At 63.6% G+C, this 25,566-nt stretch carries 25 protein-coding genes; 20 read left to right on the top strand and 5 right to left on the bottom strand.

The window, feature by feature from the left end:
• Positions 1-6: 6 nt before the first annotated feature.
• Together ACEN42_RS20430 and ACEN42_RS20425 are read right to left on the bottom strand one after the other, a co-directional pair.
• Positions 7-1,824 (bottom strand): OmpA family protein, encoded by a 1,818-nt coding sequence (locus tag ACEN42_RS20430; protein WP_371881241.1) that lies wholly within the window; start codon positions 1,822-1,824, stop codon positions 7-9.
• A 139-nt stretch (positions 1,825-1,963) separates the two neighbouring features.
• Complete coding sequence (locus tag ACEN42_RS20425) at positions 1,964-2,200, bottom strand: hypothetical protein (protein ID WP_187605115.1); 237 nt, start codon at positions 2,198-2,200, stop codon at positions 1,964-1,966.
• A 147-nt stretch (positions 2,201-2,347) separates the two neighbouring features.
• Between ACEN42_RS20425 and ACEN42_RS20420 the strand changes: the two genes are divergently transcribed.
• A complete protein-coding gene (locus tag ACEN42_RS20420) occupies positions 2,348-2,644 on the top strand; it encodes a YciI-like protein (RefSeq protein WP_035501610.1) in 297 nt (98 codons plus the stop codon).
• A gap of 13 nt (positions 2,645-2,657) precedes the next feature.
• On the opposite strand, the gene ACEN42_RS20415 is transcribed toward ACEN42_RS20420, so the two are convergent.
• On the bottom strand, positions 2,658-3,650 hold the full coding sequence (locus ACEN42_RS20415) for a LysR family transcriptional regulator (RefSeq protein ID WP_187605113.1): 993 nt from the start codon (positions 3,648-3,650) through the stop codon (positions 2,658-2,660).
• Positions 3,651-3,836: 186 nt separating this feature from the next.
• Positions 3,837-5,102, bottom strand: a complete 1,266-nt coding sequence (locus ACEN42_RS20410) for a mechanosensitive ion channel family protein (RefSeq protein WP_035501458.1) — start codon at positions 5,100-5,102, stop codon at positions 3,837-3,839.
• A 219-nt stretch (positions 5,103-5,321) separates the two neighbouring features.
• Between ACEN42_RS20410 and ACEN42_RS20405 the strand changes: the two genes are divergently transcribed.
• From ACEN42_RS20405 to ACEN42_RS20325, 17 genes are all read left to right on the top strand, one after another.
• Positions 5,322-6,296: a MurR/RpiR family transcriptional regulator gene (locus ACEN42_RS20405; RefSeq protein ID WP_371881240.1), complete on the top strand. Its 975-nt coding sequence runs from the start codon at positions 5,322-5,324 to the stop codon at positions 6,294-6,296.
• Positions 6,293-7,258 carry an isoaspartyl peptidase/L-asparaginase family protein gene (locus ACEN42_RS20400; protein ID WP_371881239.1) on the top strand — a complete coding sequence of 322 codons (966 nt, stop codon included), beginning with the start codon at positions 6,293-6,295 and terminating at the stop codon, positions 7,256-7,258. Before ACEN42_RS20405 ends, ACEN42_RS20400 begins: the two co-directional genes overlap by 4 nt.
• The gene (locus ACEN42_RS20395; protein WP_371881238.1) at positions 7,255-9,159 is read left to right on the top strand and encodes a dipeptide ABC transporter ATP-binding protein; all 1,905 of its coding nucleotides are present in this window, start codon (positions 7,255-7,257) and stop codon (positions 9,157-9,159) included. The genes ACEN42_RS20400 and ACEN42_RS20395 overlap by 4 nt, the downstream gene beginning before the upstream one ends.
• A 25-nt stretch (positions 9,160-9,184) precedes the next feature.
• The gene (gsiB, locus tag ACEN42_RS20390) at positions 9,185-10,732 is read left to right on the top strand and encodes a glutathione ABC transporter substrate-binding protein GsiB (protein WP_187605108.1); all 1,548 of its coding nucleotides are present in this window, start codon (positions 9,185-9,187) and stop codon (positions 10,730-10,732) included.
• 47 nt (positions 10,733-10,779) lie between these two features.
• On the top strand, positions 10,780-11,700 hold the full coding sequence (gene gsiC / locus ACEN42_RS20385; RefSeq protein WP_371881237.1) for a glutathione ABC transporter permease GsiC: 921 nt from the start codon (positions 10,780-10,782) through the stop codon (positions 11,698-11,700).
• A 7-nt stretch (positions 11,701-11,707) separates the two neighbouring features.
• Positions 11,708-12,595 (top strand): glutathione ABC transporter permease GsiD, encoded by an 888-nt coding sequence (gene gsiD / locus ACEN42_RS20380; protein ID WP_187605106.1) that lies wholly within the window; start codon positions 11,708-11,710, stop codon positions 12,593-12,595.
• Positions 12,592-13,611 (top strand): P1 family peptidase, encoded by a 1,020-nt coding sequence (locus tag ACEN42_RS20375; RefSeq protein WP_371881236.1) that lies wholly within the window; start codon positions 12,592-12,594, stop codon positions 13,609-13,611. Before gsiD ends, ACEN42_RS20375 begins: the two co-directional genes overlap by 4 nt.
• Entirely contained in the window at positions 13,608-14,432 is an 825-nt protein-coding gene (locus tag ACEN42_RS20370) for a M55 family metallopeptidase (RefSeq protein WP_371881235.1), read from the top strand. The genes ACEN42_RS20375 and ACEN42_RS20370 overlap by 4 nt, the downstream gene beginning before the upstream one ends.
• Before the next feature lie 89 nt (positions 14,433-14,521).
• Positions 14,522-14,740 carry a hypothetical protein gene (locus ACEN42_RS20365; RefSeq protein ID WP_250484475.1) on the top strand — a complete coding sequence of 73 codons (219 nt, stop codon included), beginning with the start codon at positions 14,522-14,524 and terminating at the stop codon, positions 14,738-14,740.
• A gap of 32 nt (positions 14,741-14,772) precedes the next feature.
• Positions 14,773-15,150: a fluoride efflux transporter CrcB gene (crcB, locus tag ACEN42_RS20360; protein WP_035501472.1), complete on the top strand. Its 378-nt coding sequence runs from the start codon at positions 14,773-14,775 to the stop codon at positions 15,148-15,150.
• Between the two features lie 167 nt (positions 15,151-15,317).
• A complete protein-coding gene (locus tag ACEN42_RS20355) occupies positions 15,318-15,797 on the top strand; it encodes a GNAT family N-acetyltransferase (RefSeq protein WP_187605102.1) in 480 nt (159 codons plus the stop codon).
• 122 nt (positions 15,798-15,919) lie between these two features.
• Positions 15,920-17,449 (top strand): histidine ammonia-lyase, encoded by a 1,530-nt coding sequence (gene hutH / locus ACEN42_RS20350; protein WP_371881234.1) that lies wholly within the window; start codon positions 15,920-15,922, stop codon positions 17,447-17,449.
• Positions 17,446-18,141: a histidine utilization repressor gene (gene hutC / locus ACEN42_RS20345; protein WP_035501480.1), complete on the top strand. Its 696-nt coding sequence runs from the start codon at positions 17,446-17,448 to the stop codon at positions 18,139-18,141. The genes hutH and hutC overlap by 4 nt, the downstream gene beginning before the upstream one ends.
• A gap of 5 nt (positions 18,142-18,146) precedes the next feature.
• Complete coding sequence (locus tag ACEN42_RS20340; protein WP_371881233.1) at positions 18,147-18,716, top strand: HutD family protein; 570 nt, start codon at positions 18,147-18,149, stop codon at positions 18,714-18,716.
• Positions 18,717-18,752: 36 nt separating this feature from the next.
• On the top strand, positions 18,753-20,132 hold the full coding sequence (locus tag ACEN42_RS20335; protein WP_371881232.1) for a formimidoylglutamate deiminase: 1,380 nt from the start codon (positions 18,753-18,755) through the stop codon (positions 20,130-20,132).
• An 8-nt stretch (positions 20,133-20,140) separates the two neighbouring features.
• Positions 20,141-20,944 carry an N-formylglutamate deformylase gene (gene hutG / locus ACEN42_RS20330; protein WP_371881231.1) on the top strand — a complete coding sequence of 268 codons (804 nt, stop codon included), beginning with the start codon at positions 20,141-20,143 and terminating at the stop codon, positions 20,942-20,944.
• Between the two features lie 325 nt (positions 20,945-21,269).
• Positions 21,270-21,578, top strand: a complete 309-nt coding sequence (locus ACEN42_RS20325; RefSeq protein WP_371882262.1) for a DUF4148 domain-containing protein — start codon at positions 21,270-21,272, stop codon at positions 21,576-21,578.
• A gap of 192 nt (positions 21,579-21,770) precedes the next feature.
• Here the strand turns inward: ACEN42_RS20325 and ACEN42_RS20320 are convergent, their stop codons facing one another.
• A complete protein-coding gene (locus ACEN42_RS20320; RefSeq protein ID WP_238217435.1) occupies positions 21,771-22,478 on the bottom strand; it encodes a TetR/AcrR family transcriptional regulator in 708 nt (235 codons plus the stop codon).
• Between the two features lie 376 nt (positions 22,479-22,854).
• Here ACEN42_RS20320 and ACEN42_RS20315 point away from each other — a divergent pair, with 376 nt between their 5' ends.
• Entirely contained in the window at positions 22,855-24,135 is a 1,281-nt protein-coding gene (locus ACEN42_RS20315) for a Zn-dependent hydrolase (RefSeq protein WP_371881230.1), read from the top strand.
• Positions 24,136-24,223: 88 nt separating this feature from the next.
• Entirely contained in the window at positions 24,224-25,558 is a 1,335-nt protein-coding gene (locus tag ACEN42_RS20310; RefSeq protein ID WP_371881229.1) for an NAD(P)-dependent oxidoreductase, read from the top strand.
• Positions 25,559-25,566 lie beyond the last annotated feature (8 nt).

Below are 25,566 nucleotides of genomic sequence, written 5' to 3'. Positions count from 1 at the left end.
CGGCGCTCAGCGTTTCCTGACGACGAACTCGATCCGGCGATTGGCGAAACGTCCGCTCTCGATATCGTTGTCGGCGATCGGATTGGCGTCGCCATAACCCGTGGCCGTGAGCGATTGCGGCGGCACGCCGTTTCGCACCAGGTAGCCACGAACAGCCTCGGCGCGTTCCTTCGATACTTCGAGCTTCGCCGATGCCGCACCTTGTGCATCCGAATAGCCTGCGACTTCGAGATTCACAATCGAACCCTTGGCGGCGCAACTCTTGAGCAATTGCGCCGTCTCGCCGAGCGTGCCGACCGCGCTTTCCGGCACCTGCGCACTCGAGCGAGCAAAGTTGACGACCTGGAGGTCGAGCACCCGCGTCAGCTTGTCGCCGGAGCAAGGCGTGTCAGTGGCGAGCAGGCTCTTCATCGCGCTGCGAAAGGATTGCGTCGCGGTGGCGACCGCGCCGTCGACGTCGAACGCCGCGACCTGGAACATGCCGCCGAGCGTGCCTTTCAGACGATCGGTCCAGCCGAGCTTCCCGTTCGCCGCGGTGCCGCTCAACTCCACTTTCGAGCCGCTGATCTTGGCTTCCGCGCCGGGCACGGCCATGAGCGGGAAGAAATCGTTCAGGCGAGAAAGCCAGGTTGCCGGGCGTGTTTCGGGAACGACGGAAACGTCCGCCGTGTAGGCCTTTCCAAAGCGGGCGGTCAACGTGTCGATCAGATGCTTCTTCTCTGCTTCCGTGCCCACTGTTGCCTCAATCGCCGGGGCGCCCGCTTCGTTGACGCTGAACAGCAACTGCGCGTCTTTCCAAGAAGCGGGCTCGACCGCCGGCGCGGAGGCCGTTTGCGGTGCCGACGCGGTTGTGACAGGCGTGTTCACGGACGTCGCCAGAGGGGCAGTATCGATGGCAGGCGTGGTCGTTAGCGTTGCGGACGAAGCCGGCGTCGACATTTCCGAGACTTGCTGCGTGGCCGGTGCCGCGCTCAGATCGACGCTGCTGCTTTGTGTGAAGCCGCGGTAATAGACCAACGCCAGAACGGCGGCCAAAACGGCGAAGAGCAGCCAGACCCACTTGTTCGAACGTTTCGGCGCGGGCTTGCGCACCGGCGCGCGCATCGGCGGCGGCGCGTGCGGCGTGGCCTTGGAAACCGGCGCGCTTTGCGCGGCGGGAGCGGGCGTCACGACAGGCGCCGGTGCGACTGCCGCTGCTACAGCGACATCGCTATCGGCACGCGATTCGAGGCTCGATGCGACCGTGTCGAGCCGCGGCGTGATGCAACTGGTGAAGCCTTCGGTGTTGCCGACGCCGATAGCCGTCGCGACTGCGTTCGACATCGACGTATTGATTTCGCCGACCTGATCGCGCAGCAGCTTGGGCACCTGTGGCAATCCCCATTGCGCGAGCAGGAAGTGGCGCTTCATGCTGCCGAACAGCACGGCGGCAACGATGCCCGCGAGCGCCGACGTAGCTTGCGTGGGAACGCCTGTTTCGGCCGAAACGGCGTCGCTCAGTGCATCGAGACGCCGGCCTGTCGCGAGCGCGGCGAGCGAATGACCGTTGGCTTCGAGCTGCTTGAGGCCGCCGGTGGTTGTGATCAGCTTGGAGAGTTGATCCGCGATGTGGGCGTTGGTCTCCGGCTGCATGATGACGGAGTACACCGACTGCGAGCCGGGCACGAGCGTCGCCCGGTCCATCAGCGATGCGACCAGGCCGGGCGCGATGCGTAGTGCGAGCTGCCGGACTATCTGACCGGGAATGCCGAATTGTTGCGACAACTGCTCCGCGATGTGTTCCGGGATCGCGGCATTGACCGCCTGGACCAGATTGATGCTCATCGACTGAAATTCCTTTCTACATGAACGCTTGACGCAAGCGCAAAAGTGCAGTGGATTCTATATGCACAGTTATCCTAAAAAAAATCGTGCAACCTTCTTTACGAAAACGGTGCTGCAATGCCACTCCGGTGGCGTTTTCTTAACGTGCGCGCAGGCTCAATTCTGAGAAGAACTTGAGAATGCGCTTGCAGGCGATGCCAAGCCACGACGGCTCGGCGAGTACACGTTCCGCATCCTTCACGGAAAGCGCAACGATCGACAGCATGGAATGGGAGTGGATGAGCGTGCGGTACGACGCATCGAGCGGCGACGTCCACTCGCAGTTGCGGCAATCGTGCTTCGGGCACGCGTTGCAAGGAGGCTGGTTGCGGTTCATTGGCGGAATCCTCTGGGTATCCGCATATGATCTGCGATACGCTATCGTTAAGCGATCAGACCCTTCCGATAGAACTCTTGGTTTCGATCTCGAAAATAGGACAAACTAGTTCGATGAACCCGGCACTGTCCCACTAAGGAGACGGCGATGCACTATTTGTTGATTTACGAACTCTGTTCAGACTATCTGGAGCGCCGCGCGCAATTTCGCGATGCGCATCTCGCCCTTGCGTGGGCGGCGGTCGAGCGGGGCGACATCGTGCTCGCCGGCGCGCTCGATGCACCCGCCGATCGCGCGATGCTGTTGTTTCACAGTAATTCGCCCGCCGCCGCGGAAGATTTCGCGAAAAACGATCCGTACGTGACGAACGGGCTGGTCGATCGCTGGGAAGTGCGCAAGTGGAACACGGTCGTGGGCGCGAACGCAGCCACGCCCGTGCGATAGCGCAACGCAGGAATCAGGCGTCGGCGGTTTCTTCCTCGGGACGATCCCGGCGCGTCGGGCCGCGACGTTGCGCCGAACGATAAAGGCTCGTCAGCGTGTCGTCGATCTGCTGCGTACGTTCGAAGAGCGCCGCGAGCCAGTCGACGAATACCGACACGCGCGGGCTCGCCTGACGGCTCTTGAGAAACGCCACCGACACCTTGAGCGGCGGCGATTTCCATTGCGGCAGCAACTCGCGCAACTGTCCCGAGCGCAGATAGGGCTGCGCCGCGATGCGCAACGGCTGGATCAGCCCGAGGCCTTCGATGCCGCATGCGATGTACGCGTGCTCGTCGGCGACCTGCACGAAGCCGCGCATCTTCATGGTGACCGGCTCGCCGTCGACATCGAAATCGAAATCGGCGGGGCGGCCGCTTTTCTCCGAGATGCAATTGACCGCGACGTGCTGCGCGAGATCATCGAGCGTTTCCGGCATGCCGTGCTTGTCCAGATACGCCGGACTTGCGCACGTCACCTGTTCGAGCATGCCGAGCCGGCGCGCGATCAGACCGGAATCGGGCAGTTCGCCGAGCTGCACGCTGCAATCGACGCCTTCACCGACGAGATCCACATTGCGGTTGCCGATGCCGATCGATAGCTCGATCTGCGGAAAGCGCGCGTGAAACTCCGGCAGCGCGGGCACGACGATCGACGTCGCGACCGTATCCGGCATCTCGACGCGCAGCCGTCCGCGCAGACGTTCCTCGCCCGCGCCGAAACCGGATTCGAGCTCGTCGATATCGGCGAGGATTTGCGCGCAACGCTCGTAATAAGCGGCGCCATCGACGGTGAGATTCAGGCGCCGCGTCGTGCGTGCGAGCAATTGCACGCCGACTAGCGCTTCGAGTTGTTGCACGGTCGTCGAAACACTCGCGCGGGGCATGCCGAGCGACTCGGCTGCACGCGTGAAACTGTTCGTATCGACGACACGCGTGAAGACACGCATGGCATGGACGCGATCGATCACGTTGAGTTTTCCTTTTATGACGATTGAATGGCGATGCGCGGAAAAAACGATCCCGCCGCGGCTATGAAGCTGCGGAAAAAAGGCGCATCGGCGATGGTTAGATCGTAATGACCGGAAGCGTCAACGTGAATACACAAAAGTGGAGGATTCTTGCCTGATCCTTTTTGACGGCGCGAATGCCGCGAATCAGAGAGCCGGCATTTCGCCGCGCAGACGGCCCGTGAAACCCGTCATGTCCGCGCCGGATGGCGCCTGATAGAGGCGCAGGCCCATCTCCGGAAGGATCGACAGCAGATGATCGAATACGTCGCCCTGAATGCGCTCGTATTGCGTCCACGCGGTCGTCGCGGTGAAACAGTAGACCTCGACCGGGATGCCCTGCGATTGCGGTTCCATCATGCGGACCATGATCGCCATATCCTGACGGATTTCCGGATGGCGCTGCAAATAGGCGAGCCCATACGCGCGAAACGTGCCGATATTCGTGAGCCGCCGCCGGTTCGCGGGTTCGTTCGCGAGTTCGCCGAGATTGCGGTTCGCCTGCTCGACTTCCGTCTGCTTCTGCTCCAGATAATCGTGCAGCAGGCGAAAGCGCTTCAGGCGCGCGGTCTCTTCGTCGGTGAGAAAGCGCACGCATTGCGCGTCGATGCGCAAGGTTCGCTTGATGCGCCGCCCGCCCGATTCGAACATGTGCCGATAGTTGCGATAGCTCTCCGAAAAAAGCTTGTAGGTCGGCACGGTGGTCACGGTGTTGTCCCAGTTCTGCACCTTGACCGTATGCAGCGCGATGTCCTTCACGAAGCCATCGGCGGCGGCTTGCGGCATCTCGATCCAGTCGCCGATCCGCAGCATGTCGTTCGATGTGAGCTGCGTGCTCGCGACGAGCGACAGCAACGTGTCCTTGAACACGAGCAGCAGCACGGCGGACAGCGCACCGAGACCGGAGAGCATCCAGAGCGGCGAGCGGTCGATGAGAATCGACAACACGAGCACGCCGCACACCAGCGCGAGCCCCAGCTTGCCGATCTGGATATAGCCTTTGATCGAGCGCGTCTGTGCTTCCTTGCTTTCCGCATAGACGTCCTGCCACGCGGAAAGCGCGCTGCCCGCGGCGAAAAAGATGCAGACCCACGCGCCGGCGTGCGCAACGCGGCCGATGACCGTCGCCCAGTGTCCGATACGCGGCACGTCGTCGATACCGAGCGCGATCGTCGCGAACGGCACCGCGTACCAGAGGCGATGATAGGCGCGGTGCTTGATGAACGCGGCGTCCCACTTCTGATGGCCGGCGAGCACGAGCAGCCGATGCGCGACATACAGCACGATGCGCGCCACCACCCATTGCAGGAACAGCGCGATCAGCGCGAGTGCGACGAGACCCGCAAGCAGTTGCGCCCACGGATGAGCGGCGAGCAGGTGCGGCAGCGGATCGGGAAGGAAGTCGAAATTCATACCGTTCGGTCAGGACTGGAAACGCGTGCGCATGATGGGCCATGGCGACGCGGTGCGCCCCGTATTGTGCATGATGGTGCACGTTCGATGCATCGGAAGCGGCGCGCCTGACCTTCTTATCGAAAACCCGAGTTCGATGAAAATGAATTTTTTTTGCGCGGCTTTTCGAGTAAATATACTTTCATCGCGTTTCATCGCCATGAGAGCGCAGCGCATTCCATGTCCCGTTCACTATCGGTTCGTGCGCCGGCGAGCGCCGACGATCTGATCTCCGCGCGCATCGCCGCGGCCATGCCGACGCTCACGCCGATTCATCGGCGCATGGGGGCGTTCGTGCTGGCGAACCTGTTCCGTTCTGCGACGATGCGCATCGATGAACTGGCGGGCGCCGTCGGCGCATCGGTGGCGACGGCGAACCGGTTCGCGCGGGCGCTCGGCTTCTCGGGCTATCCGGCGTTTCGCGAGGCGCTCGTGCGCGGCTTCGAGGCGACCATCGCGCCCGTCGAGCGCCTGCGCACCGCGCTCGAATCGCCGGCGAGCGGCGCGGAAGTCTTCGATGCATCGCTCGCACAGGCGGCCGCGAATCTGCATCTTGCCCAAACATCCGTCGATGGCGCGAAGGCCGCAGCGATCGTCGACGTGATCCTCGCCGCGCCGCGCATCTTCGTGATCGGCTATGGCGCGAGCGCGTTTCTCGCGGGATTGATGGAGCACGGACTCACGCCGTATTGCGCGAACGTTCAGTCGCTCGTGCTGACGGGCGGACCGTCGCACGCGGCGCGCAAGCTTTTCACGGCGTCGCGCGGCGACGTGCTGATCGCGATCGCGTTCCCGCGCTATGTCGACGACACCATCACGCTGGCGCGGCTCGCGCGCGATCACGGCTTGCGCGTCGTCGCGCTCACGGACAGCGCCGCGTCGCCGCTCGCGCAGGTCGCCGACCTGCTGCTCGCGATTCACGCCGAGCGCAGGCTGGCGGCGAATTGCGACACGGCGGTGCTCGCCGTCATCGAAGCACTCTGCGATGCGGTCGCGCATCGGGCGAAACGCTCGGTCGAGGCGGCATCCGGATTGACCGAATTCGTTTTGCCGTGGCTCGTCGCGCCGTCGATCGCCAAGGGAGCGCAGGCGGTCCACGCAACGCGCCGCACGGCCGCGAAACGACACACTCACACGGAACCGCGCGAAACATGAACGCCACACCAGTCATTGCCATTCACGGCGGCGCGGGCACGCTCCTGCGCCACGCGATGAACGCCGAAACGGAAGGGGGCTATCACACGGCGCTTTCCGACATCCTGAGCGCGGGCGAGCGCATTCTCGCCGCTGGCGGCAGCGCGCTCGACGCCGTCACCGAAGCCGTCCGTCTTCTCGAAGACTGTCCGCTCTTCAACGCGGGCCACGGCGCGGTGTTCACGGCGGCCGGCACGCACGAACTCGACGCCTCCGTGATGGACGGCGCGACGCTCGAAGCCGGCGCGATCAGTTGCGTGACGCGCGTGACGAATCCCGTTCTCGCCGCGCGCCGCGTGCTCGACGTGAGCGACCACGTGATGTTCACGGCAGAGGGCGCGGAAGCGTTCGCGGCGGCACAAGGGCTCGACCTCGTCGATCCTTCGTATTTCTTCACGGAGGCGCGCCATCAGCAATGGCTCAAGGCGCGCGGCACTTCGGGCACGATGCTCGATCACGATGCGATGACGAAGTTCGCCTTCGACAACGATCCCATCGATCCCGACAAGAAGTTCGGCACGGTCGGCGCCGTTGCGCTCGATGCGCACGGTCATCTCGCGGCGGCGACATCGACGGGGGGCATCACCAACAAGCAGGCGGGGCGTGTCGGCGATGCGCCGCTGATCGGCGCGGGCTGCTATGCGAACGACGCGACCTGCGCCGTCTCGACCACCGGCACGGGCGAGATGTTCATCCGCATGCTCGCGGCGTATGACGTATCGGCGCAAATGGAGTATCGCGGCCTGTCGCTGGAAGACGCGGCAAGCGATGTCGTGATGACGAAGCTGCCGCGTATCGCAGGACGCGGCGGGCTCGTCGCCGTCGACGCGAAGGGCAACGTCGCGCTGCCGTTCAACACGGAAGGCATGTATCGCGGCTTTGCACGCGTCGGCGAAGCGCCCGTCACCGCGATCTATCGATGATGCACGCGACCTCGCCCTTGCCCGAAAATCGCGTGATCGACGTGCGCGATCTGTCGGTCTCGTTTCGCTCGCGCTCGCGCACCATCGAAGCCGTGCGCAATATCTCGTTCACCGTGGATCGCGGCGAGACGCTCGCGATCGTCGGCGAATCGGGCTCGGGCAAGTCGGTCACGTCGCTCGCGCTGATGCGTCTCGTCGAACATGGCGGCGGGCGGATCGTCTCGGGCAGCATCGCGTTCAGGCGGCGCAACGGGCAAGTGCTGGATCTCGCGAAAGCGTCGTCCGCGGCGGTGCGCAGCGTGCGCGGCGCGGACATCGCGATGATCTTCCAGGAACCGATGACATCGCTCAATCCGGTGTTCACGGTCGGCGACCAGATTGCGGAAGCCATCGCGCTGCATCAGGGCAAGAGCCATTCGGAGGCGCGCACCGAAGCGCTGCGTCTGCTCGATCTCGTTCGCATTCCCGAATCGAAGCGCGTGTTCGCGCGCTATCCGCAACAGTTGTCGGGCGGCATGCGCCAGCGCGTGATGATCGCGATGGCGCTCTCGTGCAAGCCCGCGCTCTTGATCGCCGACGAGCCGACCACCGCGCTCGACGTCACGATTCAGGCGCAGATCCTGCAACTCGTGCGCGGCTTGCAAGACGAAATGAACATGGGCGTGATCTTCATCACGCACGACATGGGCGTGGTCGCGGAAGTCGCCGATCGCGTGCTCGTGATGTATCGCGGCGAGAAGGTGGAGGAGGCGCATTCGGACACGCTGTTTCATGCGCCGAAACATCCGTACACGAAGGCGTTGCTTGCCGCCGTGCCGACCCTCGGCGCGATGCGCGGCACCGATCGTCCGGCGAAATTCCCGATCCTCGAAGTGGAGCCGGTGGATGTCGCGCCCGACGATGCGAGCGCGTTGCGGCCATCGGAAGCGGTCGAGAAGGAAAGGCAGCCTGCCGTCGATGAGACCATCAGGCCCATTCTGCGCGTGCGCGATCTGGTCACGCGCTTTCCTGTGAAGAGCGGCTTGTTCGGCCGCATGACGGCGTCGGTGCACGCGGTCGAGCGCGTGAGCTTCGATCTGCGTCCGGGCGAAACGCTCGCGCTTGTCGGCGAATCGGGCTGCGGCAAATCGACGACGGGACGTTCGCTGCTACGGCTCGTCGAAAGCCAGAGCGGTTCCATCGAGTTCGACGGACGCGACATCAGCAAGCTCGAAGGCCATGCGCTGCAAACACTGCGGCGCAATATCCAGTTCATCTTTCAGGACCCGTTCGCGTCGCTCAATCCGCGTCTGACGGTCGGCTTCTCCGTGATGGAACCGTTGCTCGTGCACGGCGTCGCGAGCGGCAAGGAAGCGCAGGCGCGGGTCGACTGGCTGCTCGAAAAGGTCGGCTTGCCGCCCGAAGCGGCACAGCGGTATCCGCATGAATTCTCGGGCGGTCAAAGACAGCGCATCGCGATTGCACGCGCGCTCGCGTTGAACCCCAAAGTCGTGATCGCCGATGAATCCGTCTCCGCGCTCGATGTCTCCGTGCGCGCGCAGATCGTCAATCTGATGCTCGATCTGCAGCGCGAACTGGGCGTCGCGTATCTCTTCATCTCGCACGACATGGCGGTGGTGGAACGCGTGAGCCATCGCGTCGCGGTGATGTACCTCGGGCAGATCGTCGAGATCGGACCGCGCGCCGCCGTGTTCGAAGCGCCGCGTCATCCATACACGCGCAAGCTGATGAGCGCGGTGCCGGTCGCCGACCCGTCGCGCAGACACGCGAAACGCATGCTCGCCGCCGACGAGATTCCAAGCCCGATCCGCAAGCTCGGCGATGAGCCGATCGTCGCAAAACTGGTTGCAGTCGGACCAGATCATTTTGTCGCCGAGCATCACGTTGGCGGCGCTTACTAGAAGCACTTCAAAAAGGAGTCCAACGATGCCGTCCTTTCAATTGCGCGCGATGCTCGCAGCAAGCGCGTTCGCCACGCTGACCGCACTCGCGCCCGTCGCGGCGCATGCGCAAAGCACCGCCGTGATGGCGGTCGCTTCGACCTTCACGACGATGGATCCGTACGACGCCAACGACACGCTCTCGCAGGCGGTGGCGAAGTCGTTCTACGAGGGCCTCTTCGGTTTCGACAAGGACATGAAGATTCGCAACGTGCTCGCGACGAGCTACGAGGCGAGCCCCGACGCGAAGGTCTACACGATTCATCTGCGTAAGGACGTGAAGTTCCAGGACGGCACCGATTTCAACGCGGACGCGGTGAAGGCCGTGTTCGACCGCGTGACGAATCCGGACAACAAGCTCAAGCGCTATAACCTCTTCAACAAGATCGACAAGACCGAAGTCGTCGATCCGTACACGGTGAAGATCACGCTGAAGATTCCTTTCTCGGCGTTCATCAACGTGCTCGCGCATCCGTCGGCGGTGATGATCTCGCCAACCGCGCTCAAGAAATACGGCAAGGACATCGCGTTTCATCCGGTCGGCACGGGTCCGTTCGAGTTCGTCGAATGGAAGCAGACCGACGACCTGAAGGTGAAGAAGTTCGCGGGCTACTGGCAGAAGGGCTTGCCGAAGATCGACATGATCGACTGGAAGCCCGTGGTCGATAACAACACGCGCGCCGCGCTCATGCAGACGGGCGAAGCGGACTTCGCGTTCTCGATTCCGTTCGAGCAGGCCGCGACGCTCAAGGCGAGCCCGAAGGTCGATCTGATCGCGGCGCCTTCGATCATTCAGCGCTATGTCAGCATGAACGTGCTGCAAAAGCCCTTCGATAATCCGAAGGTGCGCGAGGCGATGAACTACGCGATCAACAAGGAAGCGCTCGTCAAGGTCGCGTTCGCGGGTTATGCCGTGCCGGCCGAAGGCGTCGTGCCGCCGGGCGTCGACTACGCGGCGAAGCTCGGACCGTGGAAGTACGATCCCGCGAAGGCGCGCGAGCTGCTGAAGGAAGCGGGCTATCCGAACGGCTTCGAAACCGTGCTGTGGTCGGGCTATAACCACACGACGGCGCAGAAGATCATCCAGTTCGTGCAGCAGCAACTCGCGCAGGTCGGCGTGAAGACGACGGTCGAGGCGCTCGAAGCGGGGCAGCGCGTGCAGCGCATCGAGAGCGCGCCCGATCCGAAGACGGCGCCCGTGCGCATGCTCTACATCGGCTGGTCGTCGTCGACAGGCGAAGCGGACTGGGCGCTTTCTCCGCTGCTCGGCGGCACGTCGTTCCCGCCGAAGCTCTTCAACACCGCGTACTACAAGAACGATCAGGTCGATGACGATCTTTCGAAGGCGCTCGCCACGACGGATCGCGGCGAGAAGGCCAAGCTCTACGCCGATGCGCAAAAACGCATCTGGGCCGATGCGCCGTGGATTTTCCTCGTCACGGAAAAGGTCGTGTATGCGCGCAGCAAGCGTCTTTCCGGCGCGTATGTGATGCCCGACGGCTCGTTCAGCTTCGACGAGATCGCGATCAAGTAATCGCTTTCGGCCGGGCGTGATTGCCCGGCCGCATCCGACAAAAACCGATGCTCAACTTCATCGCCAAACGATTGTTAGGTTTGCTGCCGACGCTCTTTATCGTCGCGGTGCTGGTGTTCTTCTTCGTGCACATGCTGCCGGGCGATCCCGCGCGACTCGCGGCGGGCGCGGAAGCCGACGAAGCCACGGTCGCGCTCGTGCGCGCGGACCTCGGCCTCGACAAGCCGCTGCCGCAGCAACTCGTGGGCTTCTTCGGCAAGGTCGTGCATTTCGACTTCGGCATGTCGACGCGCAGCAAGCGGCCCGTGTCGACGGAAATTGCCGAGCGCTTCATGCCTACGCTGTGGCTCACGCTCGCGAGCATGGTCTGGGCGGTGATCTTCGGCATGACGATCGGCATCGTGTCGGCGGTGTGGCGCAATCGCTGGCCGGACCGGCTGGGCATGACGCTCGCGGTATCGGGCATCTCGTTTCCCGCCTTCGCGCTCGGCATGCTGCTGATGGAAATTTTCTCGGTGAAGCTCGGCTGGCTGCCTATCGTCGATGACGGCACATGGAAGGGCTACGTGCTTCCGTCGATCACGCTCGGCGCCGCCGTGGCCGCCGTGATGGCCCGCTTCACGCGCGCGTCGTTCGTCGAAGTGCTCGGCGAGGACTTCGTGCGCACGGCTCGCGCGAAAGGCGTGCACGAACCGATGGTCATCTTGAAGCACTGCCTGCGCAACGCGATGATCCCCGTCGTCACGATGATGGGCCTGCAGTTCGGCTTCCTGCTCGGCGGCTCGATCGTCGTGGAGAAGGTGTTCAACTGGCCGGGCCTCGGGCGCCTGCTCGTCGATGCGGTCGAGATGCGCGACTACCCGGTGATCCAGGCGGAAGTGCTGCTGTTCTCGCTGGAGTTCATCGTGATCAATCTGATCGTGGACGTGCTCTACGCGATCATCAATCCGACCATTCGTTTCAAGTGAGGACGCGATGAGCGTGACAGCCGAAAGCGCGGTGCATGCGCAGGAAATACGCACGCCGTGGACGGAGTTCTGGCGCAAGTTCAGGCAGCAGCACGTCGCGATGATCGCGGCCGTGTTCGTGTTGCTGCTGATCGTGATCGCGGTCATCGCGCCGTATATCGCGCCTTACGATCCCGAGAACTACTTCGACTACGACGCGCTCAACGCCGGTCCATCGGCCGCGCACTGGTTCGGTGTCGATTCCCTGGGGCGCGACATTCTCAGCCGCATCCTGGTGGGCAGTCGCATCTCGTTGTCTGCGGGTCTGCTTTCGGTCGTGCTCGGCGCGGTGATCGGCACGTTCTTCGGTTTGCTCGCGGGCTATTACGAAGGATGGTGGGACCGCATCGTGATGCGCATCGCGGACGTGCTGTTCGCGTTTCCCGGCATCTTGCTCGCGATCGGCGTCGTCGCGATTCTCGGCAACGGCATGGTGAACGTGGTGTGCGCGGTCGCGATCTTCAGCATTCCCGCATTCGCGCGGCTCGTGCGCGGCAATACGCTCGCGCTCAAGCATCTCACGTATATCGAAGCGGCGAAGAGCATCGGCGCGTCGGACTGGACGATACTCGCGCGGCATATCCTGCCGGGCACGATTTCGTCGGTGGTCGTGTACTTCACGATGCGCATCGGCACGTCGATCATCACGGCGGCGAGTCTGTCGTTTCTCGGACTCGGCGCGCAGCCGCCCACGCCCGAGTGGGGCGCGATGCTCAACGAAGCGCGCGCCGACATGGCGATGGCGCCGCACGTCGCGATCTTCCCGAGTCTCGCGATCTTCTTCACCGTGCTCGCGTTCAATCTGCTCGGCGACGGTCTGCGCGACGCGCTCGATCCGAAGCTCGACCGGCCATGACGCACTTCGGTTCGCTCGAAGCGGGGCCGCGCGGCACGATCGCCGATGTCGCGGGCGTGACGGTCGGTCATTGCACGCTCGCTCAGGGCGCGGTGCAAACGGGCGTCACGGTGATTCGTCCACACGATGGCGATGTCTATCGCGACAAGGTGCCGGCGGCCGCGTGCGTGATCAATGGCTTCGGCAAGAGCGTCGGGCTCGTGCAAGTGGACGAACTCGGTGTGCTCGAAACGCCGGTGGCGCTGACCAATACTTTCGGCGTCGGCACGATGGTAAATGCCCAGATTCGCGCTGCGATCGCCGCGAATCCACGTATCGGGCGCGAAGATCCGAGCGTGAATCCGCTCGTGTTCGAATGCAACGATGGCTATCTCAACGACATGCAGGCGCTCGCGATTCACGAAGCGCATTACATGAGCGCGCTCGATGCATGCAGCGTCGATTTCGAACGCGGCGCAGTCGGAGCGGGGCGCGGCATGTCGTGCTTCGAGCTGAAAGGCGGTATCGGCTCGGCATCGCGCGTCGTGCGGATCGACGAGCACGCGTACACGACAGGCGCGCTCGTGCTCGCGAATTTCGGCCGCCTGCCGCAACTCACGATTGCCGGCGATGCGGTCGGAAAGACGCTGCTGGCATCGACGAAAGAAGCGAACGTGACGCCCGAGCAAGGCTCGATCATCATGCTGATCGCAACCGATGCGCCGCTCGACGCGCGTCAGTTGCGCCGCCTCGCGATGCGTTCCGCCGCCGGCCTCGCGCGCACGGGCTCGGTGTACGGTCACGGCAGCGGCGACATCGCGCTGGCTTTCACGACCTCTTATACCGTGCCCTGCGATGCGGGCTTCATCACGATGCCGCCGCTCATCAGCGACGCGCGGCTCGATCCTCTTTTCCAGGCCGCCGCCGACAGCATCGAGCAAGCGATCCTCGATGCGCTCTTCAGCGCGGAGACGGTCGCCGGACGCGATGGCCATCGACGCATATCGCTCAGGGACGCATTGAGAACACGACCATGAAAGTGCTGATCTCGGTGGATATCGAAGGCATCGCGGGCGTGTTCCATCCGGAGCAGACACGCGCGGGCAACCCCGAATACGAGCAGGCGCGCCGCTGGATGACGCGCGAAGCGAATGCGGCTGCGCAAGGCGCGTTCGATGGCGGCGCATCGCAAGTGTGGATCAACGATTCGCACGGCGGCTTTCGCAACCTGATACCCGACCTGCTCGATCCGCGCGCGCGTCTCGTGCTCGGCAAGCCGCGCGCGCTCGGCATGATGGCGGGCCTGGAAGCATCGCCGGAAGTGGTCTTCATGGTCGGCTATCACGCGCGCGCGCAGAGCCGCGGCATCCTCGCGCATACGATCAACAGCGCCGCGTTCGCGCGCGTCACGCTCGACGGCGATGAAGTCGGCGAGGCCGGGCTATACGGCAGGCTCGCCGAGGAACACGGCGCACGCATCGCATTGCTCACAGGCGACGACGTCTTCGGCGCCGAGACGCTGCCCGCATTTCCCGGCGCGCGTTTTCTATGCGTGAAGACCGCGCACGGTTATTCGAGCGGCGTGACCGAAACGCCCGCAGCAGCATGCGACGCGATAAGGCTCGCCGCGCGCGAGACGATCGAAGCGGCCGCGTCGTCGGCCCATGCGAAGCGATCGCCGGTCACCGAACATCGCTGCGAACTGCGCGCACAGACGACCGCATTCGCCGATCTCTTCTGCCAGTGGCCGACGCTCGAACGCATCGATGCAGTGACACTCGCTTTCGATGCGCCCTCCGTCGAACATGTCGTGCGGATACTCAATTGCCTTTCGGCAATGTCCTTCATGATACGGTGAGCGTTTGGACCAACGGCTGCGAGTATCGTTAGAATGGAGCCGTTCGCGTAACTGGCTCTGGTTTTGACGTCTTTTTGCAGACGATGCTCATGCACACGGTGAAGCTCGAACACAATGACGACGAGGTGCTCGACCCCGCCGATCCGCAACTCGTGGTGCGAGGCTCGCTCTTCATCGACGGCCACGATGCCGGATGCTGGGAAGAACGGCGCGACGGCACGTGGGCGGCGCATGTCCGGCACAAGGACGGCTGGATCGTCGAGGCGAGTCGCGGCGCGCTGATCGACCGGCTCGCGCGCGAGGCATAACGCAGTTAATTTCAAATCGATTTCACAAATTCATGTATCTGTCGATCATCGCCGTGGGACTCGGCGGCGGCTTGGGGTCGCTGCTCAGATGGGTCCTCGGCCTGCGCCTGAATGCGATTTTTCCGAATCTTCCGCTCGGCACGTTCGCAGCGAACGTCATCGCGGGCTACATCATCGGCGTGGCTGTTGCCTTTTTCGCGCGCTTTCCGGATATCTCGGTGGAATGGCGGTTGTTCATCATCACCGGGCTGATGGGCGGGCTCTCCACGTTTTCTACCTTCTCGGCCGAAGTGGTCGCGCATTTGCAGCAAGGGCGGCTCGGCTGGGCGCTCGCTGAAATCGCGATCCACGTATGCGCATCGTTGCTGATGACCGCGCTCGGTATCGCGACGGTGGTCGTGGCTTCCTGAAGGACGTTCCTGTAGCGCAATCCGGCCAATCGATTTCCGCGATTTGAACGTTTGCGCCCGCCCGATCCGACTCATTCCTGTACAAGTTTTTTTCCCGCGTTTTCAACGCTTGACCCTCGCTGCCTCGGCAGCGGTTTTTTTATTTTGACAGTAACGAAGGTGATGAAATGCCACGGTTTCCGCTCATCGAAGTCAGACCGTATCATCCGAGCGATCTCGACGGTGTGATCGATTTGTTTCAACGCGCCGTTCGCGAAACGGCATCGGCCGACTACAACGAAGCACAGATCGCAGCGTGGGCGCAAGCCGACCGGGACGAGTGGGAACTCGCACGCCTGAACCGTCCGACGTGGGTCGGGCTCGTCGACGGCGAACTCGCGGGCTTCGCCGATCTCGAGAAAAACGGCCTCATCGACATGATGTTCGTCGATCCGCTGCATCAGCGCAAAAGCGTGGCGACGTCGCTGCTCGCGCGCATCGAAGCCGAAGCCGACGAAATGGGCCTGAACACACTGCACACTTATTCCAGCGTCACCGGGCGGCCGTTCTTCGAATATTGCGGTTTCACGATGCTCCTGGCGCGCGCAATCATCGTGCGCGAGCAACGTTTCGTCCAGTTCGTGATGGAAAAGGTGCTCGAACCGTGAAATCTGTATAGACAAGACGCATCTTTCTTCCGGGAAGATCCTAGTGATATCCCGGATATCCCCTTGTTTCGTCCTTCGAGCCCGTTTAGACTTGAGTCTAACTTGTATAGACAGGACGAACCATGATCACGCTTACGCCCGGAAAACTGACTCTCCCGCAACTGCGCCGCATCGCGCGTGGTTCGGACCCGCTGCAACTCGATCCCGCCAGCTTCGACGCCATCGACGCGAGCGCGCGCGCCGTCGCCGCGATTGCCGCGAAAGGCGATCCGGCCTACGGCATCAATACGGGCTTCGGGCGGCTCGCCAATACGCACATTCCGGCCGATCAGCTGGAACTGCTGCAAAAGAATCTCGTGCTGTCGCATGCGGTAGGCGTTGGCGAGCCGATGTCGCGGCCGGTCGTGCGCCTCCTGATGGCGCTCAAGCTGTCTAGCCTCGGGCGCGGTCATTCGGGCATCCGCCGCGAGGTCATCGACGCGCTTATCACGCTTTTCAACGCCGACGTGCTGCCGATCATCCCGATCAAGGGCTCGGTCGGCGCATCGGGCGATCTCGCGCCGCTCGCGCATATGTCGACGGTGCTGCTCGGCATCGGCGAAGTCATGATTCGCGGCGAGCGCGCGAGTGCGCTCGACGGTCTCGCGGTCGCGGGCTTGAAGCCGCTCACGCTGCAGGCGAAGGAAGGTCTCGCGTTGCTGAACGGCACGCAGGCGTCGGCGGCGCTCGCGCTCTACAACCTCTTCGCGATCGAGGACCTGTTCCGCACCGGACTCGTCGCGGGCGCGCTGTCCGTCGATGCGGCGGCGGGCTCGGTCGTGCCGTTCGATGCGCGCATCCACGAGCTGCGCGGCCATCGCGGGCAGATGGAAGCGGCGGCCGCTTACCGCACGCTGCTGAAGGGCTCGGGCATCAACCTGTCGCACGCCGATTGCGAGAAGGTGCAGGACCCGTACAGCCTGCGCTGCCAGCCGCAGGTGATGGGCGCGTGCCTCGACCAGATGCGCCACGCCGCCGACATCCTGCTGATCGAATCGAATGCCGTCTCCGATAACCCGCTGATCTTCCCCGACACGGGCGAAGTGCTGTCGGGCGGCAATTTCCACGCGGAGCCGGTGGCGTTCGCCGCCGACAACCTCGCGCTCGCCGCCGCCGAAATCGGCGCGCTCGCGGAACGCCGCATCGCGTTGCTGATCGACGCGACGCTCTCGGGCCTGCCGCCGTTCCTCGTTCGCGATGGCGGCGTCAACTCGGGCTTCATGATCGCGCACGTGACGGCCGCCGCGCTCGCATCCGAGAACAAGACGCTCGCGCATCCGGCATCGGTCGATTCGCTGCCGACTTCCGCGAATCAGGAAGACCACGTCTCGATGGCGACGTTCGCCGCGCGTAAGCTCGGCGACATCGCGAGCAACACGGCGAACATTCTCGCGATCGAACTGCTCGCGGCGGCGCAGGGCGTCGATCTGCGCGCGCCGTATCAGACGAGCGCGCCTTTGCTCGAAGTGATGAAGACGCTGCGCGCGCACGTGGCGCATTACGATCTCGATCACTACTTCGCGCCGGACATCGCCGCGATCGCGACGCTCGTGCAGGAAGGCGTCGTCGCGCAGCACAGCCCGCTCGCGTTCGCGTCGGAACAATCTGTATGAACACGCCTGCGTATCAGGAGATCAAGGACTACATTCTCCAGCGCATTCATATCGGCGAATGGAAGGAGGGCGATCAGGTGCCCTCCGAGAACGAGCTCGCACGCGAGTTCAAGGTCGCCCGCATGACGGTGAATCGCGCGGTGCGCGAGTTGACCGCCGAGCAGGTGCTCACGCGCGTGCAGGGCGCGGGCACCTTCGTCGCGCAGCCGAAATACGCGTCGACGCTCGTCGAGATTCGCAGCATCTCCGATGAAATCGTCGCGCGCGGCCACGTGTATAGCGCGCATGTGCTGCATCTGGGCGCATCGATCGTCGACGAGGCGCTCGCCGCCGAAATGCATCTCACGCTGGGCAGCCCGGTGTTTCATTCGCGCGTGCTGCACTTCGAGAACGACGAGCCGGTGCAGATGGAAGAGCGTTACGTGAATCCCAAGCTCGCGCCGGAATACGCGCGCCAGGATTTCACGACGATCACGCCGAACCAGTACCTGATGACGGCCGCGCCGCTGCAGCGCGTCGAATACCGGATCGAGGCGTCGGTGCCGTCGACCGAGATCCGACTCTCGCTCGCGATGGCGGAGCACGAGCCGTGTCTGTTGCTGCATCGGCGCACGTGGTCGCGCGACGCGGTCGCGTCGGTCGCGAATCTCTGGCATCCGGGCGACCGTTATCAATTCACGGGGCACTTCTGAACGCCATGATCATTCGTGCCGATTCGCTCACGCCCAAGCCCTGGAAGAACGGCGGCGGCGTGACGCGCGAGATAGCGGCGGGGCCGCGAGGCACGTCGCTCGATGCGTTCGCGTGGCGTCTGTCGCTGGCGGACGTGGCCTCCGATGGCGCGTTCTCGTGCTTCGCGGGCGTCGATCGCGTGCTCGTGCTGCTCGATGGCGCGGGCATGCGTCTGACTGAAGCGAACGGCGGCGTGCATACGCTCGATGCGCCGCTCGCGATCGCGCGCTTCGCCGGCGAAACGGCGATTCACGCGACGCTGATCGAAGGCCCGACGCGCGATTTCAACGTGATGGTGCGCCGCGATCGCGCCGGCGCGACGGTGGATGTCCGGCGCGGCTCGTATTCGCCCGACGCGCGCCACGATCTGACGTTCATCTTCTGCGTGCGCGGAAGCATCGATATCAAAGCCGATGGCGACACGCGCCATAAGCTCGAAACAGGCGACACGCTGCGTCTCGATCGTGCGGCCGCCTTGCGCTGCGAGGCGTCGGACGACACGACCTGGCTGCACATCGGCATCGACGATTTGTGAGCAGCCGCGCATCGACATAAAAAGGGAGACGGGAACATGAGCGCATTCTTCGCGGACCACGCGCGCCTCGCCGATGGCTGGCGGCGCAACGTGCTGCTCGAATGGAACGACGAAGGCACATTGGTGCGCGTAGCGCCCGACAGCGCGGCGCCCGCGGGCGTCGAGCGGGCGCAAGGGCCGGTCGTGCCCGGCATGCCGAACCTGCACTCGCACGCGTTCCAGCGCGCGATGGCGGGCCTCACCGAATATCGCGCGAGCGTCGCCGACACCTTCTGGAGCTGGCGCGACCTGATGTATCGCTTCGCCGCGCGGATCGGCCCGGAATCGCTCGCGGACATTGCGCACTGGCTCTACATCGAGATGCTGAAAGCGGGCTACACGTCGGTGTGCGAGTTTCATTACGTGCATCACGCGCCCGGCGGCGCGCCTTATGCGAATCGCGCGGAACTTGCCGAGCGCGTCGTCGATGCGGCCGGGCGCGCGGGCATCGGCATCACGATGTTGCCGGTGCTGTACGAGCACAGCGGTTTCAACAAGAGCGCACCGCGCGACGATCAGCGGCGCTTTCTCAACACGCCCGATACGCTGCTCGCGCTCATCGACGAACTTGCCCGCGCGCGGCCCGAAGACGGCATGCGCCGTTATGGCGTCGCGCCGCATTCGCTGCGCGCGGTGTCGGGCGAATCGCTCGCGGCGGTGATCGAAGGGCTCGATGCCCGCTTTCGCCGTGCGCCGGTGCATATCCATATTGCCGAGCAGACCGCCGAAGTGGAGGCGTGCCTCGCGGCGACGGGGCAGCGCCCGGTGCAATGGCTGCTCGAACGCTTCAACGTCGACGAGCGCTGGTGCCTCGTGCATGCGACGCATGTCGACGCGGACGAATGCGCGCGTCTCGCGCAAAGCGGCGCGGTCGCGGGCCTGTGTCTGACGACCGAGGCGAATCTCGGCGATGGCGTCTTTCCGTCGCGCGATTATCTCGATGCGGGCGGACGCATCGGCGTCGGCTCGGATAGTCATGTCGGCGTGGACTGGCGCTCCGAACTGCGTCTGCTCGAATACGGCCAGCGTTTGTGGCGTCAGCAGCGCAACGTGCTCGCGTCGCCGACGCAGAGCCGTCCCGCCGATCGTCTCTTCGATGCCGCGCTCGACGGCGGCGCGCACGCGACCGGACGACCCGTCGGCGCGCTCGCGCAGGGCTTGCGCGCCGACTGGCTCGTGCTCGACGAAACGCATCCGGGCATCGGCGAGCATGCGCCTGAGACCTGGCTTTCGAGTGCTGTCTTCTGCGAACATGGCGATACGCCGATCCGCGATGTGTTCGTCTCCGGCCGCAAGGTGATCGACGCGCGCCGACACGCGCAGGAAGACGAAGCGCTGTTGCGCTATCGCGCCGCGTTGCGCGGCTTGCTCGATTGAGGTCATCCATGAACGAGTCTTCGATTTTCACGCTGGAACGCGGCAGCGCGCCGCTGCTGATTTCGATTCCGCACCGGGGCACGAGCATTCCCTGCGCGCTCGCCGAGGAGATGACGCCCGTCGCGAAACTCACCGAGGATTGCGACTGGCATCTCGAACGGCTATACGCGTTTGCGCGCGAATTGGGTGCGTCGATCCTGACGCCGGAATACGCGCGATATGTCGTCGATCTGAACCGTCCGCCCGACGACGCGAATCTTTATCCCGGCCGCGACACGACGGGGCTGTGTCCGGTCGATACCTTCGACAAGGCGCCGCTCTACAAGCCAGGCCACGAGCCGTCGCGCGAGCAGATCGATGCGCGCCGCGCGATGTACTGGCAGCCTTATCACGATGCGCTCGCGAGCGAACTCGAAGCGCTGCGGAAGTCGCACGGAAGCGTGCTGCTATGGGAAGCACACTCGATTCGTTCGGTCGTGCCGCGTTTCTTCGACGGACGTCTGACCGATTTCAACTTCGGCACGGCGGACGGTGCGTCGGCGGCGCCCGGGCTAGCCGAGCATCTCGCGCGGATCGTCGAGCGCGACGGCCGCTTTTCGACGGTGGCCAACGGCCGCTTCAAGGGCGGCTACATCACGCGGCGCTACGGCCAGCCCGAGAAGGGCGTTCACGCGATTCAACTTGAGCTGACGCAGATCAGCTACATGGAAGAATCGTCGCCGTTCGCTTACGACGAGGCCAAGGCGGAAGATATCCAGCCATTGTTGCGCGAACTCCTCACGACCTCGATGACCTATGCAACGGGCGCGTAGAAGGTGGCACGTGCATGGCGATTGGCTGGCGATGTCGTAATGACGAGCGGTCTTGCAATCGATTACGCGCGGCTTCCAGAGTCAGGCAACGATGCGATTAAATTAATAAAAACAAAGACTTAATTATATTTTCTGAGGCCTCGATGCGCTTCGCCTAGCGAAACGCATTGTTGCGATCCCGACAATTATGTTTCGTGCAAATCGGGGTTTCCCCTAGGGCAACTGCCTCCTACACTTGTGTTCAAGCGAAACGAAATCAGAAACCACTTAAAAAGCTTCCGATTCAGTTTCGATTTCAAAACAAGACTATTGGAGGTTCATCATGATCAAGGCATTCGTTCCCGCACTCGTCATCGCCACCGCTCTGGCCGCTCCGACTTTCGCGTTCGCGCAAAGCAACGGCCCGGTGACCCGCGCTCAAGTGCGCGCGGAACTGGTCCAGCTTGAAAAGGCCGGTTACAACCCGTCGACCGATCGCGTGGACTATCCGCAAAACATTCAGGCCGCAGAAGCGCGTGTGCACGCTGAGAACGGTCGATCGGCTTATGGTCCTTCGGTCGCCGGCACGTCGAATTCCGGCGCCCGCGTGAGCGCACCGATGTCGGGCCGTAACTCGGTCTACTTCGGCAACTGATCGAAACGTAGTAGCAGTGGCAGCAGCAGTGAGTAGTTGTAGCGGTAGATGGTGCAGCAGCAAGCGTTGGCAGTAGGGCAGTATCTTGCGAGAAAAGCAGTAGCGTTACCGCAGTAAGGCAGCAACGCAGTGAAGCAGTAGAGAAGCAAGCAGCAAGTCGAACGCCGGCCGCTATCGAGCGACCGGCGTTTTTTATTGCGCGTTCCGGTTCGCTTCGACGCGCGGCGACACCGCGCCGCATGCGCGAAGCACGAGGCGCACGACTTCCTCCGTTTGCTCGTCGAAGGCCTTGCGCGTGAGCGCGCGCTTGCCCTTCAACGCGCGGATCTGCGCATCGAAATCGGCGTAGTGCTGCGTGATCGCCCAGATCATGAACATGAACGTGTCCGGCTCGACGGGCGCGAGCAGGCCACGCGCGATCCAGCTTTCGATCACGATGACGCGCGTATCGAGCCACGGCTTCACGCGCTCGTTGAGGATGTCCTGCATGTGATGCGCGCCGTGGATGATCTCGCTCGCCCACACCTTCGAGCCGAGCGGCCTGCGTCTCGACAACTCCATCTTCGCGCGCACATAGCCGCCGATCGCTTCGACCGGATCGTCGCTGCATTCGAAGGTGTCCGCCGCGCGATGCCAGTCCTCGAACAAATCTTCCAGCACGCGTCGATACAGCGCGAGCTTCGTCGGGAAGTAGTAATGCAAGTTGGCCTTCGGTAATCCGGCACGCTCGGCGATCATCGCCGTGCTCGCGCCTTCCAGTCCTTTCTCCGCGAAAACTTCTTCGGCGCACGCCAGGAGCTGCGCTTCGTTGCTTTCGCGAATCTGCGCCTTGCGTCGCCGCAAAGGTGGCGCAGCGTGCTCGCGTTCGGTGATGCCGTCAGCCGCGTCGTCGTGTCTCATCGTCGAATTTTTCTGCCGTGTGTGCCGCATCGTGCCTCATTCGCGCCGTTCATGCACGCGGCGCTGCATCGCGTCGAAAATGCCGTCGCGGCCAGTGCCTGTCGATGCTGCATTGCAATGGCACGCTTATCGCTTAGCTTTGCTCCGTGTTTGTCCGCACACGAAAGACGTTGATTTGCTTATTTTAATCGGCTACAACCTGTCCAAGTGGACAGGATTTGGAGAGCGCTCGAAGTACTGAAGAAGCGCGTGGTTTGCATCATTCATCGCATAACAGAAAGCGTGCACCGGGCGCGTGCAGCATCGCACCGCAAACGCCCGGCATGCACGAAACGAAGTCACTCACATACGAAGTCGATCGTAAGGAGCGAGGCGAATGAACGTCGTAACGGATGCAATCAGAGAGGCTGGTCTCGATACGTCCATCATGGTGAATGGTCAGCGTCTCTGGGATAGCCTGATGACGATGGCCAAAATCGGCGCGACACCCAAAGGCGGCGTCTGCCGTCTCGCGCTGACCGATCTCGACAGGGAAGGGCGCGATCTCATCGTCAGTTGGGCGAAGGAGGCGGGCTGCACGGTGAGCATCGATCAGATGGGCAACGTGTTCATGCGCCGCGCCGGGCGCAACCCCGATGCGCTGCCGGTCATGACCGGCTCGCATGCGGATTCGCAGCCCACGGGCGGCCGCTTCGACGGCATCTACGGCGTGCTCGGCGGACTCGAAGTGATCCGCTCGCTCAACGATCGCGGCATCGAGACCGAGCATCCGATCGAAGTCGTCATCTGGACCAACGAGGAAGGTTCGCGCTTCGCGCCCGCGATGGTCGCATCGGGCGTGTTCGCGGGCGTGTTCTCGCTCGATTATGGCCTCTCGCGCAAGGACGTCGACGGCAAGACGATCGGCGAGGAACTGAAGCGCATCGGTTACGCGGGCGATCTGCCGTGCGGCGGCCGCAAGCTGCATGCGGCGTTCGAATTGCATATCGAGCAAGGCCCGATCCTCGAAGCCGAGGACAAGACGATCGGCGTCGTCACCGATGCGCAAGGCCAGCGCTGGTACGAGATTACGCTGACGGGCCAGGAAGCGCACGCGGGCCCGACGCCGATGCCGCGCCGCAAGGATGCGCTGCTCGGCGCATCGCGCGTGGTGGATCTCGTGAACCGCATCGGCCTCGACAATGCGCCGCTCGCCTGCGCGACGGTCGGCATGATGCAGGTGCATCCGAACTCGCGCAACGTGATTCCGGGCCGCGTGTTCTTCACCGTCGATTTCCGTCATCCCGACGATGCCGTGCTCGCACGCATGGACGCCGCGCTGCGCGAAGGTGTCGCGCGAATAGCCGGCGAGATCGGCTTGCAGACCGAACTCGAACAGATCTTCTACTACGAGCCCGTCAGATTCGATGCCGCGTGCGTCGCGTCCGTGCGCGCGGCGGCGCAGCGCTTCGGCTATTCGCATCGCGACATGGTGTCGGGCGCGGGCCACGACGCGTGCTACCTCTCGCAGGTCGCGCCGACGTCGATGGTATTCGTGCCGTGCGTCGACGGCATCAGCCATAACGAAATCGAAGACGCGAGTCAGGAGTGGATCGAGGCGGGCGCGAACGTGCTCCTGCACGCGATGCTCGAGCGCGCTTCGGAACCCGCTTCGTAAAGCAGCGCTCTTTTCGTCTCACGTTCAACGTCGTCCGCGCCATTGCGCGCGGATGACGGGCACTCGTTCGTCCCCACAAGGAACGCGCATGACCATAAAAATGACCGGCGATATCGCGAGCCATCGCCTCACGCAGGAACAGCTCGCATGCGAATTTTCGGACGTCGCGCCGTTGCTCGACGCCACCACCGCGGCTGCCGCCGCGAGCCGCTGCCACTATTGCTACGACGCGCCGTGCGTGCAGGCGTGCCCGACGAGCATCGACATTCCGAGCTTCATCCGCAAGATCGGCAACGACAACCTGAAGGGCGCGGCCGTCGATATCCTCTCGGCCAATCCGCTCGGCGGCATGTGCGCGCGCGTGTGCCCGACCGAGATTCTTTGCGAAGGGAGTTGCGTGCGCAATCATCCGGGCGACGAGCCCGTGAAAATCGGCGCGCTGCAGCGTCACGCTACGGACTGGGCGATGGCCAAAGGCGAGCCGCTTTTCAAACGCGCGCCGGAGACGGGCCGGCGCGTGGCGATCGTCGGCGCGGGACCGGCGGGGCTTGCATGTGCATATCGGCTCGCGCTGGCCGGACATCATGCGGTGATTTTCGATGCGCGCGAGAAGCCGGGCGGCCTGAACGAATACGGCATCGCCGCGTACAAGACGGTCGAGGATTACGCGCAGCGCGAGATCGAATGGCTGTATTCGATCGGCGGTATCGAGATCAAGGCGGGTCATGCGCTCGGCCGTGACTTCACGCTCGACGAATTGCGCAAGCAGTACGACGCGGTGTTCATCGGCTTCGGTCTTGCGGGCGTGCGCGAACTGGCGCTCGAAGGCGAAGCATTGGACGGCGTGATGAACGCGGTGGATTTCATCGAGCAGGTGCGCCAGGCCGACGATCTCGCGACGGTGCCTGTCGGGCGGCGCGTCGTCGTGATCGGCGGCGGCAATACCGCGGTCGATGCCTGCGTGCAAAGCCGGAAGCTCGGCGCGACGAACGTGACGATGGTGTATCGGCGCGGCGTCGAAAACATGAGCGCCACGTGGGCCGAGCGCGAGTTCGCGCAGACCAACGGCGTGAGCATCGTCACGCACGCGAAGCCGGTGCGTCTGATCGGCGACGACGGGCGCGTGACCGGCGTCGAATTCGAACGCGACACGGAGCGCTTCGTCATCGATGCGGACATGGTGCTGAAGGCGATCGGTCAGACGCTCGTGCCCATCGGCATCGATCGCGCGTTGCTGACACTCGACGGCGGACGCATCGTTACCGACGAGAACCGTCAGACGACGCTCGCGAAAGTATGGGCTGGCGGCGACTGCGCGACCCATGAAGGACTCGATCTCACCGTGCAGGCCGTGCAGGACGGCAAGCTCGCGGCGGCGTCCATCGACGCGTCGTTCGAGCTGACTGCGATCAAAGCCGCCTGACCAACATA

The sequence above is a fragment of the Caballeronia sp. S22 genome (genome assembly GCF_964261745.1).
GTDB classification, from domain to species: domain Bacteria; phylum Pseudomonadota; class Gammaproteobacteria; order Burkholderiales; family Burkholderiaceae; genus Caballeronia; species Caballeronia jiangsuensis.
The sequence above is the reverse complement of the archived record's forward strand: the minus strand, read 5'-3'. Positions and strand labels throughout refer to the sequence as shown.

Bases quoted from the DNA above. Each gene is read 5' to 3' on its own strand.
- ACEN42_RS20430 (WP_371881241.1), bottom strand. From the start codon at position 1,824: ATGAGCATCAATCTGGTCCAGGCGGTCAATGCCGCGATCCCGGAACAC.
- ACEN42_RS20425 (WP_187605115.1), bottom strand. From the start codon at position 2,200: ATGAACCGCAACCAGCCTCCTTGCAACGCGTGCCCGAAGCACGATTGC.
- ACEN42_RS20420 (WP_035501610.1), top strand. From the start codon at position 2,348: ATGCACTATTTGTTGATTTACGAACTCTGTTCAGACTATCTGGAGCGC.
- ACEN42_RS20410 (WP_035501458.1), bottom strand. From the start codon at position 5,102: ATGAATTTCGACTTCCTTCCCGATCCGCTGCCGCACCTGCTCGCCGCT.
- ACEN42_RS20405 (WP_371881240.1), top strand. From the start codon at position 5,322: ATGTCCCGTTCACTATCGGTTCGTGCGCCGGCGAGCGCCGACGATCTG.
- ACEN42_RS20400 (WP_371881239.1), top strand. From the start codon at position 6,293: ATGAACGCCACACCAGTCATTGCCATTCACGGCGGCGCGGGCACGCTC.
- ACEN42_RS20395 (WP_371881238.1), top strand. From the start codon at position 7,255: ATGATGCACGCGACCTCGCCCTTGCCCGAAAATCGCGTGATCGACGTG.
- gsiB (WP_187605108.1), top strand. From the start codon at position 9,185: ATGCCGTCCTTTCAATTGCGCGCGATGCTCGCAGCAAGCGCGTTCGCC.
- gsiC (WP_371881237.1), top strand. From the start codon at position 10,780: ATGCTCAACTTCATCGCCAAACGATTGTTAGGTTTGCTGCCGACGCTC.
- gsiD (WP_187605106.1), top strand. From the start codon at position 11,708: ATGAGCGTGACAGCCGAAAGCGCGGTGCATGCGCAGGAAATACGCACG.
- ACEN42_RS20375 (WP_371881236.1), top strand. From the start codon at position 12,592: ATGACGCACTTCGGTTCGCTCGAAGCGGGGCCGCGCGGCACGATCGCC.
- ACEN42_RS20370 (WP_371881235.1), top strand. From the start codon at position 13,608: ATGAAAGTGCTGATCTCGGTGGATATCGAAGGCATCGCGGGCGTGTTC.
- ACEN42_RS20365 (WP_250484475.1), top strand. From the start codon at position 14,522: ATGCACACGGTGAAGCTCGAACACAATGACGACGAGGTGCTCGACCCC.
- crcB (WP_035501472.1), top strand. From the start codon at position 14,773: ATGTATCTGTCGATCATCGCCGTGGGACTCGGCGGCGGCTTGGGGTCG.
- ACEN42_RS20355 (WP_187605102.1), top strand. From the start codon at position 15,318: ATGCCACGGTTTCCGCTCATCGAAGTCAGACCGTATCATCCGAGCGAT.
- hutH (WP_371881234.1), top strand. From the start codon at position 15,920: ATGATCACGCTTACGCCCGGAAAACTGACTCTCCCGCAACTGCGCCGC.
- hutC (WP_035501480.1), top strand. From the start codon at position 17,446: ATGAACACGCCTGCGTATCAGGAGATCAAGGACTACATTCTCCAGCGC.
- ACEN42_RS20340 (WP_371881233.1), top strand. From the start codon at position 18,147: ATGATCATTCGTGCCGATTCGCTCACGCCCAAGCCCTGGAAGAACGGC.
- ACEN42_RS20335 (WP_371881232.1), top strand. From the start codon at position 18,753: ATGAGCGCATTCTTCGCGGACCACGCGCGCCTCGCCGATGGCTGGCGG.
- hutG (WP_371881231.1), top strand. From the start codon at position 20,141: ATGAACGAGTCTTCGATTTTCACGCTGGAACGCGGCAGCGCGCCGCTG.
- ACEN42_RS20320 (WP_238217435.1), bottom strand. From the start codon at position 22,478: ATGAGACACGACGACGCGGCTGACGGCATCACCGAACGCGAGCACGCT.
- ACEN42_RS20315 (WP_371881230.1), top strand. From the start codon at position 22,855: ATGAACGTCGTAACGGATGCAATCAGAGAGGCTGGTCTCGATACGTCC.
- ACEN42_RS20310 (WP_371881229.1), top strand. From the start codon at position 24,224: ATGACCATAAAAATGACCGGCGATATCGCGAGCCATCGCCTCACGCAG.